Genomic DNA, 11986 nt, shown 5'->3' on the forward strand with positions numbered 1-11986 from the left:
CTTCAACTGCGGTCCACAAAACAAATGCACTGGTCCGGAATGGCTTCCCTGGCAACGCTTGCTTGAGTCGACCTTCCTAGTTGTCTAACGCGGAAAGGAGACGATCTAGCTTGGCCACATTTGCTGCCATCGAGTGGGTAGCGTCCGCCTCATCTAGCAGTATTGACGAACCATCCTGCTCCACCTTGCGTGTAACTAGATTGCCGTATCGATCCTGCACTTGCTGAATGCCGTCGACGGCATAACTAAACAGCCAAATATTGCCATCTCCAAACCGAATGATGACCAGGCGACCATCATCCGCATGCGTCACGATAAGCAAGTCATCGAAGTAGACTCGATCGGCGCTTTTCCGAACTGCCTGAACTTGGCTAGCACCATCGTAGGTCACTGCATGGCGCCGTCCGCGCGCATCAGTAAATTCTTCGATCTTGCCCGCGGCATTTCGTTTGCTGACTTGAATGAGAGTCGCGATCGACGCACGAGGAGAGTCAACTTGGAGTGCCGAGTCCGGAGAAGACTGCGCTACGACTGACCCTGCCGATATAGCTAAAAGACAGGCGATAAAGCGGCTCACTAGGCAACCCTCCAAGCCAAGACGACTCTGGAGGGCAGTCTGCCACCCGACTAATTGCAAAACGATGAATGACCTCGTTCGCGACCGACGGAAGCGTGTCCCTACATAGTAGTAGTAGCTTGCTGAAGACGAGGCGGGGTGATAAGTCCCTGATTCGAAGGATCGCTTAGGAGCAAAGTTTTCCTACGCGGAGGGCTCGATCCGATTTTCGTCAAACTGCCGGCTAACTAGAGCTTCAGCAGATCATTGGCAGCGTGATCGCCATTAACGAATATTTCAGCATTGGTATCGCCGCGTTCAATCCGAACCCGACGCTGCGGAAGGCGCCAATGCATGGCGATATATCCCGCTTCGAATCAAGGGACATATTGCCAAAAAGTTCTCCGCCATCCGAAATAAGCGCGGAAAGCTTGGGATCTGAAGATAGACCTGAATAGCGAACGTCAGGTGGGCGCCCTGTCGACTCCACACTGATCCCAGAAGATCAATTGTGCTAGGTAGACGGCCCGATTAAAACTTGACCATCACGTGCCGCACAGCCGTGTAGTCCTCGAGCGCGTAGACGCTCAGGTCCTTGCCATAACCTGAGCGCTTCATGCCGCCGTGCGGCATCTCGCTCACCAGCATAAAATGCGTGTTGATCCACGTGCAGCCGTATTGCAGCTTGGCGGCGACCTTCATCGCCTTGCCGACGTCTTTCGTCCACACGGACGACGCCAGCCCGTAGTCGGAATCGTTCGCCCACTCGATGGCCTGATCCTCATCCTTGAAGCGCGTGACGCTGACGACCGGCCCGAACACTTCCTTCTGCACAATCTCGTCGGTTTGCCTGGCGCCCGCGATGACGGTGGGTTCGTAGAAGAATCCGCCGCCGGATTTCTGTTTGCCACCCGCGGTGACTTCGATATGCCGTTTCTCTACGGCGCGCTGCACGAATCCCGATACGCGCGAACGTTGTTTGGCGGTGATCAGCGGGCCCATCTCGACGCCCTCCTCCTCCTGCATGCCCACCTTGATGCTGCTCGCGGCGCTGGAGAGATCAGCCACCAGTTTGTCGTAGATCTTCGGCCCGGCGTAGATGCGGCACGCAGCGGTGCAATCCTGCCCGGCATTGTAGAAACCGAAAGTGCGTACGCCGCTCACGACGGATTCGAGATCCGCGTCGTCGAACACGATGACCGGCGCCTTGCCGCCCAGTTCGAGGTGCGTGCGTTTCGTGCCGTTCACCGCGGCTGCGAGCACTTTCTCGCCGCTCGCCATCGATCCGGTCAGCGAGATCATCGCGACCTCGGGCTGCGCCACCAGCGGCGCGCCGACGGTATTGCCCCGTCCGCAGACGATGTTCACCACGCCGGGCGGAAACAGCTCCGCGCAGATCGTCGCCAGCTTGAGCGCGGTCAGCGGGGTCTGCTCGGATGGCTTCAATGCAATGCTGTTGCCGGCCGCGAGCGCGGGGCCCATCTTCCAGGCGGCCATCATCAGTGGATAGTTCCAGGGCGCGATCGACGCGATCACGCCGATCGGATCGCGGCGGATCATGCTGGTGAAACCAGGCAGGTATTCGCCGGCGACCGAACCGCTGAGCACCCGCGCCGCACCCGCGAAGAAGCGGAACACATCGGCGATCGCCGGAATTTCGTCGTTCAACGCGGCGTTCAGCGGCTTGCCGCAGTTCGTGGATTCGAGCTTCGCGAACTCCATCGCCTCGGCCTCGATGCGGTCGGCGAGTTTCATGAGCAGGGCGCCGCGATCCTTCGGCACCGTGCCGGCCCAGCCGGGAAACGCCTTCGCGGCCGCTTTCACGGCCGCGCCGATCTGCTCCTCCGACGCCTCGGCCACCTGCGCGATCATCTTGCCCGTGGCCGGGTCGAGCACGCCGAGCTCCTCGCCCTTGCCTTTGACCAGCTTGCCGTTAACGAGCAGTTTCGTGTTCATCGTCAGGCCTCGTGAAGTAGTAAGCCAGCAGGATCGGAATCAGCGTCACCGCGATCACGATGACCGCCACCACGTTGGTGATGGGCCGGTCGCGCGGCCGGAACAGCTCGTTGAAGAACCAGATCGGCAACGTGCGTTCCTTGCCCGCCGTGAAGATCGTCACGATGATTTCATCGAACGACAACGCGAAGGCGAGCATGCCACCGGCGAGGAAGGCTGTCGCCACCTGTGGCAGCAACACATACCGCAGCGTCTGCAGGCCGTGGGCGCCCAAGTCCATCGAAGCTTCCACCCAGTTGGCCGGCAGGCGTCGCAGGCGCGCGATCACGTTGTTGTAGACGATCACCGTGCAGAACGTGGCGTGGCCCATCACGATGGTCACGAACGACGCGTCGAGGTTGGCCAGCTTCATGGCGGCTAACAACGCAATGCCGGTAACGATGCCGGGCAGCGCGATCGGCAAGACCAACAACACCGTCAGCGAATCCTTTCCCGGAAACCGGGCGCGCGCCAGCGCGAAGGCCGCCAGCGTGCCGAGCACCATAGCTATCGCCGTGGCGCAGGCCGCGACGGCCAGCGACAGCGACAGGCTCGACCAGATATCCGCGCGCGCGAAGGCCTTCCCGAACCAGTGCAACGTGAGCCCGGGCGGCGGGAACTGGTACGTACGGTCCTCGGTCGTGAACGCGTACAGGATGATGATGAACACCGGCACGTGCATGAACACGAGGCCACCGAACGCGCCGATGCGCATGAGCCAGGAGGGCCGATCGGGACGGTAGCTTCGCTTAAAGGGCATCAAAGGCCCCAAAGCGCTTGGCGATGGATAGATAGGCGAAGATCAGCACGATCGGCACCACGGAGAATGCGGCTGCCAGCGGAATGTTGCCCGCCGTGCCCTGCTGCACGTACACCATCATGCCGATGAAATAACCCGGCGCGCCGACCACGCTCGGGATGATGTAGTCGCCGAGCGTCAACGAGAACGTGAATACCGAGCCCGCGGCGATGCCAGGCACGGCCAAGGGCAAAACGACATTGCGGAACGTCTGCGCGGGCCGCGCGCCCAGATCCGCGGAGGCCTGCAGCAAGGATCCCGGCACCCGCTCGAGCGCCGCGGCCATCGGCAAAATCATGAACGGTAGCCACATGTACACGAACACGATGAACATGCCGATATACGACGACGACAGCGACGGTCCGCCGATACCGGGTGCTTCGAGCGCGGTCTCCAGCAAGCCGAGCAATCCGAGCTTGCCGAACACCCAGGCGATGATGCCCTCCTTCGCGAGCAACAGGCGCCAGGCATATACCTTCACTAGATAGCTGGTCCACATCGGCAACATCACGCCGACGTAGAAGAACGCCTTCATGCGCCCGCGCGCGTAACGCGCCATGTACGTAGCGATGGGCAGCGCGATGATCGCGCAGGCGATGGTCACCGCGACCGCCATGCCGAGCGTGCGCAGCACGATGTCGATGTTGGCGCGCTGCGTGACCACCTGTTTGTAGGTAGCCAGGGTCGGCTCGCGCACGATCTGCGCGGTGAAATCGTCGATCTTGTAGAAGCTCTGGGCCAGCAGTGCGAACAGCGACCCCAGGTACACCGTGCCGAACCACAGCAGCGGCGGCACCAGCAGCAGCGCGAGATACCAGTTGGGGCGTCGGTAGAAGAACGTCGACGCCGCGCGCACGCTCATGACGAGAGCGGTACTGCCGCGTCTCGCGGCCAGGATAGTTTGACGCGCGCTCCCACGGCGAGCCCCGCGAGATCGCGCGCGTCCTCCTCGGTGACGAGCGCGCTCCACACGTCGCCCGCATCGAGCTTGACCTGCCAGCGGCTCGCGGCGCCGTGATACTGCACGGCCACTACAGAGCCCGGCGTGCCGACGCAGGTGGGCGGCGTCGAAGCATGCTCCGCAGTCACCACGAGATTCTCCGCGCGGATCGCGAACGGCGTGGCCGCGCCGGTGATGGATTGTGCGAGCGCGGCTCCCGCCACGTTGGCGCTGCCGACGAAACGTGCGACGAACGCCGTCGCCGGGCGTGAATACAATTCGCGCGGCGCGGCCAGCTGTTCGATCTTGCCCTTGTTGAATACCGCGACGCGGTCGGCCATCGACAGCGCCTCGCCCTGGTCGTGCGTCACGTAGACAAACGTGATGCCGAGGCGGCGCTGCAGCTCCTTCAACTCGATCTGCATCTCTTCGCGCAGCTTGAGATCCAGCGCGCCGAGCGGTTCGTCGAGCAGCAATACCTTGGGTTGATTGATCAACGCGCGCGCCAGCGCCACACGCTGGCGCTGCCCGCCTGACAACTGCGCGGGGCGCCGCTCGCCCTGCGCGCCGAGCTGCACCAGCTCGAGCATCTCGCGGGCGCGTTTCTCGCGATCGACCAGCGACACGCCGCGCACGCGCGGCCCGTACGCGACGTTCTGCAACACGTTCATGTGCGGGAACAGCGCGTAATCCTGGAACACCGTGTTGACGTCGCGGTCGTACGGCGGCACCGACGACACATCGCTGCCGTCGAGCAACACCTGGCCGCGGTCGGGCGAATCGAAGCCCGCCACCAGCCGCAGGCAGGAAGTCTTCCCGGAGCCCGACGGCCCGAGCATCGCGAAGAACTCACCCGGCTCGATCGCGAACGACACATCGTCGACTGCGCGCACGTCGCCGAAGACGCGCGAGACCTCGCGGAACTCGATGGCCGCCGTCATGCGCCGGACCGGGTGAGGTGGTAAGCCGCGCTTACTGTCCGCCGATCACCGCCACGTAGTCCGTGACCCAGCGGTTGTAAGGCACGCAGCCTTCGACGTGCGACGCGCACTTCGCCTCCGGCGTGCGCCAGAACTTGATCTTCTCGAAGTTCTCGATGCCGTTGGTCTTGCAACCTTCCGCGCCCAACAGCTCATTGCCTTCGCAGGCCTTCGGCACCGTCGGGTTCGAGCCGAACCACGCGGCGACGTCGCCCTGCACCTTCGGCGAGATGGACCACTCGAGCCACTTGTAGGCGCAGTTCGGATGTTTGGCGCCGACGGCCAGCATGGTCGTGTCGGCCCAACCCGTCGCGCCTTCCTCCGGCACCACTGTGGCAATGTTCTGCTTGTTCGCGATCAGCGTGTTCGCCTGGAACGGCCAGGAGCCGGAAGCCACCACGCCCTCGTTGGTGAAGTCCTGCACCTGCGCGTTGGCGTCATGCCAGTACTTCTGGATCAGCGGATGCTGGCCGCGCAGCAGTTTCAGCGCCTCCGCATAGGAGGTCTCGTTGAGCTCGTACGGATCCTTGATGCCGAGCTCGGGCTTCTTGGCCATCAGGTACAACGCGGCGTCCGCGATGTAGATAGGACCGTCGTACGCCTGCACGCGCCCCTTGTTGGGTTTGCCGTCCGGCAGCTTCTGCGGCTCGAACACCACCGACCAGGAGGTCGGCGGCTTCTTGAAGGTCTTGGTGTTGTACATCAACACGTTCGGGCCCCACTGGTAGGGCACGCCGTAGTGTTTGCCGTCGACGAAGTGCCAGGCCGCTTCCTGCAGGCGCGGATCGACATTCGCGTAGCCCGGAATACGCTCGAGCGATACCGGCATCACCGTGCCGCCGCGAATGAGGCGCAGCGAAGCATCACCCGATGCGGTAACGAGATCGTAAGGCGCGTTGCCGGCCGGCGGCCACGAGCCGTCGCCCGAAGGGCTGGGCTGCTGCCCGCCGCTCGTGAGCAATGCGACCATTTCGTCGGAGGTGTTGGCGGTCTTCACGGTGACCTTGCAACCCGTGTCCGCTTCGAACTGCGTCACCCAGTCGTAAGCCTTGTCGGATTCGCCGCGTTCGATGTAGCCAGGCCAGGCGACGATGTCGAGCGCGCCTTCGAGCGCGGTCGATGGCATCGCGGCGGCGTCTTTCTTCGCCGCGTCATCTTCCTTCTTCGAGCAGGCTGCGAGCGTCAATGCGGCGCTGCAGAACATGACTAACAGAGACCGTTGGACGGATCGGGAGAACATGGCGAGCCCCTTTTTGTATGCGACGTGCCCGCCCATGGGCCCGCCGGCTTTGCGGGCTATTCTAGGCTCAGCTGCGGCTCTTTTGCGCTTCCGCTGCGCGCTCCGCGCGACGCTTATTCATCGCGGCCTCGCGCGCGGCCATTCCTGGGTCATCTTTGGGATCGGGAATCACCGCAAGCGCCATATTGAGGCGTTCCTGCATGGGAGTTCTGAACTCGGCGTATGGAATGACGTACAGCTGGTTGGCCTGCACCGCGCGCACCACGATTTCACCGAGCTCCACCGGGTCGTAGCCCGGCGCGATGACTTCCTTCAGCCCCTTCATGACCATGGGGTCGGCGCCGTAGTAGCCGGTGTTGGCCAGGTGTTTGGGGCGCGTGAGCACGGCTTCATGAATGTTGGTGTTGACCGCGCCGGGGCACAACACCGACACGCCGATGCCGGCCGGCGCGAGATCCTGCTGCAGGCACTCGGAGAAACCGCGCACGGCGAACTTCGTGGTGCAGTAGATAGTCGCGCCGCCGATGGGCAGGAACCCGGCCATCGAAGCCGTGTTGACGATGTGCGCGGGCTGCCCGCGTTCGATCATGCGTGGCACGAAGGTCTGCACGCCATTGATGACGCCACCCAGGTTCACCGACATCTGCCAGTCCCAATCCTCGTAGGTGGCCTTCTGCACCGGGCCAAACTGGCTGACGCCCGCGGTGTTGCACAGCAACTGCACGGGACCTAGCTTCTGCTCGGCCTCATCCGCCGCGGCGGCGAACGCCTTGCGGTCGGTGATGTCGAGTTCGATGCCGACGACCGGCGCATTCTTCGACTTGAACCAGTCCAGCGCCTGGTCGAGGTGATCGCGACGAATATCCGCAATCGCGACCTTCATGCCCGCCGCGGAGAACGCCTTGGCCTGGCCCAGCGCGACCCCGCTGCCGCCGCCCGTGATGAATGCCACCTTGCCCGCGAGATCTTTCATGGTGCCTCCGTTCGCGAAGAATGCGGCGGGGGCCACCGCGCCATTCAACCCACAGTGAAAGAAGCCGCGTCATGGTCCGCGCTTTGGCTGCATCGAGCGAGCCAGGAACTTCATCGCAGCCTCGTTGAGGCAGGTCGCGGCGGCCACGCGCATCCAGGTGGTCGGCAATTGCGTCGGGGAAAAGAGGCTACCGGGCGCGAGCAGGATGCCCTCGCGGCTACCGGCCGTAGCCAGCTCGTTGGTATCGCGCCCGAAATCCGCCCACAGGTACATGCCGCCGGGCGGCGGTCCCGCGACCTTGGCACCCATGCGCACGATGGCCTCGTACGTGCGCGTGCGGCACTCATCGAGCTTGACGCGTACCGCTTCGAGCATGCGTTCATAACTGCGCTCGACGATGACCCGCGTGACCACGCGTTCACACAGCTCCGGTGAAGAGAGACCCGTCAGTGCCTTGATGTCGCGCAGCTCGCGCGCCAGCGCCGGGTGCGCCGCGACGAAGCCGACGCGCAGGCTCGCCGCGAGCGTTTTCGAGAACCCCCCGACGTAGATGACGCGCCGCCCGTCGTCGAGCGCGGCGAGCCGCACGGCGTGACGGCCCGAGAGGTCGCCGTAGATGTCGTCTTCGAGAATCATGAAGTCGTGGCGCGCGGCGAGCTCCAGCACGCGCGCCGCGTTGGCCGCGGTGAGGCAGGAACCCGTGGGGTTGTGCAGCACCGAATTCATGATGAAGAGCTTGGGCTTCTCGCGCGCCAGCAGGCTCTCGAGCGCGGCGAGATCGGGACCGTCGGCCCCGCGCGGCACACCGACAATGCGCGCGCCGAACGCGGCGAAGCGCGCGAACATCACGAACCAGGCCGGATCTTCGACGAACACCGTGTCGCCCGGCGCGAGGAAGCGGCGCGCCACCAGATCGATGGCCTCCGTGGCACCGGCGGTGGTGATGAGCTGCTCCGGCGACACGGCGATGCCGTTCAACGCCAGGCGCGTGGACAACGCCTCGCGCAGCGGTAGATAGCCCTCGACGGAGCCGTACTTGAGCAGCCACGAACCGCGGCTGCGCCCGACACTGCGCACGGCCGCGGACACCAACTCGTGATCGAGCCAGTTCTCCGGCAGCAATCCCGCGCCGGGCTGCTCGCTGCCCGGAGACTGACGTCGCTGCGCGCGCAGCAGCCAGCTCACATCGAGCACCGTGCCGGGCAACGTATGCGCGACGGCGCGGCGCTGCGATGGTTTGCTGGCGCGCATACGCACGTAGAAACCCGAGCCGCGGCGCGATTCGATCAGGCCGGCGGCGATCAGCCGGTCGTAGGCCTCGACCACGGTTGAGCGGCTGACGCGCGATTCTTCCGCGCAGTCGCGGATCGACGGCAGGCGCGTGCCGGGCCGCAGCGCGTGGTTTTCGATGCGCTGCGCGAACCGCGCGGCGAGCTGGGCGGGCAGGCGGTGGTCCTGCTTGGTCTGCTGGAGCGACATATAGAAGAGCGGGCCAGTGAAGGCGGGTTGGGGATAAAACTGTACTGCAACTGTACTGGGGCGTGGCGTATATTTCCATGCCCATGAATGCCGTAAACGCACCGGCCGCCACGCCGAACTACCCGCCGGTCACCCTGCCCGACCGCGCCGCCATCGAGGCCGCGATGCAGGTGGTGCGCACGATCGCGCCGCCAACGCCGCAATACGTCTGGCCGCAGGTCGCGGCGGCGTTCGGCACGCAAGTGTGGATCAAACATGAGAACCACACGCCGATCGGCGCATTCAAGGCGCGCAGCGTCGCCACCTATTTTCAGCGGCTCATGGAGCGCGAACCCGGCTGCCGGGGCGTCATCACGGCGACGCGCGGCAATCACGGGCAGGCGGTCGGTCTCACGGCGCGCAGCTTCAAACTACCCGCCACGGTGCTCGTGCCGCACGGCAACAGCGTGGAGAAGAATGCCGCCATGCGCGCGCTCGGCGTCCAGCTGATCGAACACGGCCAGGATTTCCAGGAGTGCCGCGAAGAAGCCTTGCGCATCGGCGCACGCGACGGCCTGCATACGGTGCCCTCGTTCCACCCCGACATCGTGCTCGGCGTGACCAGCTACTGGGCGGAATTGTTCGCCGCCGCGCCCGGCCTCGACGTCGTCTACGTACCCATCGGCATGGGGTCGGGTGTGTGCGCCGCGGCCGCCGCGCGTAATGCATTTTCACCGCGTACGCAGATCGTCGGCGTGGTGTCGGCCCATGCGCGCACCTATGCGAAATCCTTCGCGGCGCGCACGGTGGTCGAAGCGCCGGTCGAGACCCGCCTCGGTGATGGCATGGCCTGCCGCAAGGCCGATGCCGACGCGCTCGCGATCATTCTTGCCAATGTCAGCCGCATCGTCGAAGTGACCGACAGCGAACTCGCCGCCGCCATGCGCGACCTCTTCGCGAAGACCCACAACGTGGCCGAAGGCGCGGGAGCCGCGGCATACGCGGCGGCGTGGCGCGAGCGCGAAACGCTCCAGGGCAAACAGGTCGGCATCGCGCTGACCGGCGGCAACGTCGACACGAATGTGTTCGCCGACGTGCTCGCCGGCAAGTACTAGCCAGCCGTGGACATCGCCAACCTGCCGTTCGGCACGGTCGATTGACATGGACGGCTACGAAATATCCACCGACCGCGCGCGGCTCGACCTGCACGCCATCCACGCTTACCTCGTCCCTTCCTACTGGTCGCCGGGTATTCCGCTCAAAATCGTCGCGCGCGCGGTGAGCCACTCGCTGTGTTTCGGCCTGTTTGAAAACGCCGGCGGCGCGCAGGTCGGCTTCACCCGCGTCGTCACGGACTACGCAACGTTCGCCTATCTCTGCGATGTCTACGTGCTCGAGGAGCATCGCGGCCGCGGACTGTCGAAATGGATGATGCGCGAGGTGATGGCGCACCCCGCCCTCTCGGGCGCGCGCCGCGTGATGCTGGCCACGCGCGACGCGCACGGGCTGTATCGGCAGAACGGCTTCGTGGTTGCCGGCGCGGCTGGCAATCTGATGGAAATCGTCAGGCCCGACATCTACGCCGGCAAGGTATCCACCAAGGCTGGCTGAAGCCGCGACCCGTATACTGCGGCGCATGAAAATGCACCGTCTCGTGCGGTCCGCAACGCTTGCCGCTGCCGCAGCCGCCTCGCTCACGGCCTGCTTCAGCGCACCGAAACGCGAAGAAGCGCTCAAGGAAATCATCCCGCTGACCGCGCCCATCATGGCGCCCGGAGTCGAGGCGAACTCCGACAAGCTGTTCGTGGTGGTCACGTTCTCCGGCGGCGGCAAACGCGCGGCCGCCTTCTCCTACGGCGTGCTCGAAGCACTGCGTGACATCAACGTGATCACGCCCGACGGCGAGCAGCACTCGCTGCTCGACGAGGTCGATCTCATCTCGGCGGTTTCGGGCGGCGCCTTCACCGCGGCTTACTACTCGCTGTTCGGCAAGGAGACCTTCGAGAGTTACGCGCCGCGTTTCCTCAATCACGACACCGAGAAAGACCTGTGGCGCAAGGTGCTCGCGCCGGTCAACTGGCCGCGGCTTGCCAAGCCACTGGTGAGCCGCAGCGATCTGGAAGTCGAATACTTCGACGAAGAACTGTTCCGCAACGCGACCGTCTACGACCTCATGACGCGTTCGCCGCGTGTCATCGTCACCGCCACCGACCTGGTGCGCGCGAAACCGTTCGCATTCACGCGCGAGCAGATGAACGGCGTGTGTGTCGACCCGAAGAGTGTGCCGGTCGCCCGCGCGGTGTTCGCCTCGGCCGATACGCCCATCTACTTTGCGCCGCTGGTGATGCGCACGTTCGCCGGCCAGTGCGGCTACGTCCCGCCGGATTCGGTCGGCCCCGAGGCGGCCGGGGAAGAGGACGTCTACCGGCGCGAGCGGGCCGAGCGGCTGCTCTCCTATCTAGACAGCAAGAACTACCCCTACCTGCATCTCGCCGACGGCGCGTTGGCCGACAACCTGGGCGCGCGCGCCATCCTCGATGAAGTTGCGCTCGGCGAAAGTGTCACGGACGCGTTGCGCCGCAACGGCTATTCGCGCGCGCGCCGCATGTTGTTCATCGTGGTGGACGCGCGGACCGGCTTCGATCCGAAGTTCGCCAAGACGCCCAGGCCGCTCGGCATCAAGAAGGTCATGGATGCGGTGGTCAGCGTCACCTTCAACCGCTACAGCTTCGAGACGATGAACCTCATGCGCCAGCGGGTCGGGCGCTGGGAAAAGGAAGTGCGCAATACGCGCTGCAAGGTCGCGCTGGCGATTCCCGACTGCGACAAATTCGACGTCGACCTGGTCGAACTCAGTTTTGATCGCGTCAAGGAGCCGCAGGAGCGTGAATACCTGGACCGGGTCCCGACGGCGTTCACATTGTCGTCGGAACAGATCATCCGGTTGCGCCGCGCCGCACGCCTGCTGGTGGAAGAGTCGCCCGAGATGCGCCGATTTCTCGAGGAAACGGCCCGCGAGGGCAACGCGCACCGCAAGTAAGCGGG

Annotated in this window: 11 protein-coding genes; 3 read left to right on the top strand and 8 right to left on the bottom strand. The window is 64.6% G+C overall.

All coding sequences use genetic code 11. From position 1 onward, the window contains the following. Window positions 1-76 precede the first annotated feature (76 nt). The 8 genes from WDO72_07805 to WDO72_07840 form a co-directional block, all read right to left on the bottom strand. A complete protein-coding gene (locus WDO72_07805) occupies window positions 77-577 on the bottom strand; it encodes a hypothetical protein (GenBank protein ID MEJ0085569.1) in 501 nt (166 codons plus the stop codon). Window positions 578-1087: 510 nt separating this feature from the next. Next, the gene (locus WDO72_07810; protein ID MEJ0085570.1) at window positions 1088-2512 is read right to left on the bottom strand and encodes a gamma-aminobutyraldehyde dehydrogenase; all 1425 of its coding nucleotides are present in this window, start codon (window positions 2510-2512) and stop codon (window positions 1088-1090) included. Further along, window positions 2490-3266, bottom strand: a complete 777-nt coding sequence (locus WDO72_07815; protein ID MEJ0085571.1) for an ABC transporter permease — start codon at window positions 3264-3266, stop codon at window positions 2490-2492. Before WDO72_07815 ends, WDO72_07810 begins: the two co-directional genes overlap by 23 nt. Before the next feature lie 34 nt (window positions 3267-3300). Beyond that, window positions 3301-4212, bottom strand: coding sequence for an ABC transporter permease (locus WDO72_07820; protein ID MEJ0085572.1), 912 nt, complete (start codon window positions 4210-4212; stop codon window positions 3301-3303). Next, entirely contained in the window at window positions 4209-5231 is a 1023-nt protein-coding gene (locus WDO72_07825) for an ABC transporter ATP-binding protein (protein MEJ0085573.1), read from the bottom strand. The genes WDO72_07820 and WDO72_07825 overlap by 4 nt, the downstream gene beginning before the upstream one ends. A gap of 31 nt (window positions 5232-5262) precedes the next feature. After that, window positions 5263-6510, bottom strand: coding sequence for an ABC transporter substrate-binding protein (locus WDO72_07830; GenBank protein MEJ0085574.1), 1248 nt, complete (start codon window positions 6508-6510; stop codon window positions 5263-5265). 67 nt (window positions 6511-6577) lie between these two features. Further along, window positions 6578-7483, bottom strand: coding sequence for an SDR family NAD(P)-dependent oxidoreductase (locus tag WDO72_07835; protein MEJ0085575.1), 906 nt, complete (start codon window positions 7481-7483; stop codon window positions 6578-6580). A gap of 69 nt (window positions 7484-7552) precedes the next feature. After that, window positions 7553-8962 carry a PLP-dependent aminotransferase family protein gene (locus WDO72_07840; GenBank protein ID MEJ0085576.1) on the bottom strand — a complete coding sequence of 470 codons (1410 nt, stop codon included), beginning with the start codon at window positions 8960-8962 and terminating at the stop codon, window positions 7553-7555. An 83-nt stretch (window positions 8963-9045) separates the two neighbouring features. Between WDO72_07840 and WDO72_07845 the strand changes: the two genes are divergently transcribed. The 3 genes from WDO72_07845 to WDO72_07855 are packed head-to-tail and all read left to right on the top strand — an operon-like array spanning window position 9046 to window position 11981. After that, entirely contained in the window at window positions 9046-10056 is a 1011-nt protein-coding gene (locus WDO72_07845) for a threonine dehydratase (protein ID MEJ0085577.1), read from the top strand. Window positions 10057-10102: 46 nt separating this feature from the next. After that, the gene (locus WDO72_07850) at window positions 10103-10552 is read left to right on the top strand and encodes a GNAT family N-acetyltransferase (GenBank protein MEJ0085578.1); all 450 of its coding nucleotides are present in this window, start codon (window positions 10103-10105) and stop codon (window positions 10550-10552) included. Window positions 10553-10577: 25 nt separating this feature from the next. Further along, window positions 10578-11981 (top strand): patatin-like phospholipase family protein, encoded by a 1404-nt coding sequence (locus tag WDO72_07855; protein MEJ0085579.1) that lies wholly within the window; start codon window positions 10578-10580, stop codon window positions 11979-11981. The last annotated feature ends 5 nt before the right edge of the window (window positions 11982-11986 follow it).

The organism is Pseudomonadota bacterium, assembly GCA_037200975.1.
Taxonomy (GTDB): Bacteria; Pseudomonadota; Gammaproteobacteria; order Steroidobacterales; family Steroidobacteraceae; genus CADEED01.

What these genes read in the sequence shown, in the direction of transcription:
- WDO72_07810 (MEJ0085570.1), bottom strand. Translation starts at nt 2,512, where the DNA reads ATGAACACGAAACTGCTCGTTAACGGCAAGCTGGTCAAAGGCAAGGGC.
- WDO72_07815 (MEJ0085571.1), bottom strand. Translation starts at nt 3,266, where the DNA reads ATGCGCATCGGCGCGTTCGGTGGCCTCGTGTTCATGCACGTGCCGGTG.
- WDO72_07820 (MEJ0085572.1), bottom strand. Translation starts at nt 4,212, where the DNA reads ATGAGCGTGCGCGCGGCGTCGACGTTCTTCTACCGACGCCCCAACTGG.
- WDO72_07825 (MEJ0085573.1), bottom strand. Translation starts at nt 5,231, where the DNA reads ATGACGGCGGCCATCGAGTTCCGCGAGGTCTCGCGCGTCTTCGGCGAC.
- WDO72_07830 (MEJ0085574.1), bottom strand. Translation starts at nt 6,510, where the DNA reads ATGTTCTCCCGATCCGTCCAACGGTCTCTGTTAGTCATGTTCTGCAGC.
- WDO72_07835 (MEJ0085575.1), bottom strand. Translation starts at nt 7,483, where the DNA reads ATGAAAGATCTCGCGGGCAAGGTGGCATTCATCACGGGCGGCGGCAGC.
- WDO72_07840 (MEJ0085576.1), bottom strand. Translation starts at nt 8,962, where the DNA reads ATGTCGCTCCAGCAGACCAAGCAGGACCACCGCCTGCCCGCCCAGCTC.
- WDO72_07845 (MEJ0085577.1), top strand. Translation starts at nt 9,046, where the DNA reads ATGAATGCCGTAAACGCACCGGCCGCCACGCCGAACTACCCGCCGGTC.
- WDO72_07850 (MEJ0085578.1), top strand. Translation starts at nt 10,103, where the DNA reads ATGGACGGCTACGAAATATCCACCGACCGCGCGCGGCTCGACCTGCAC.
- WDO72_07855 (MEJ0085579.1), top strand. Translation starts at nt 10,578, where the DNA reads ATGAAAATGCACCGTCTCGTGCGGTCCGCAACGCTTGCCGCTGCCGCA.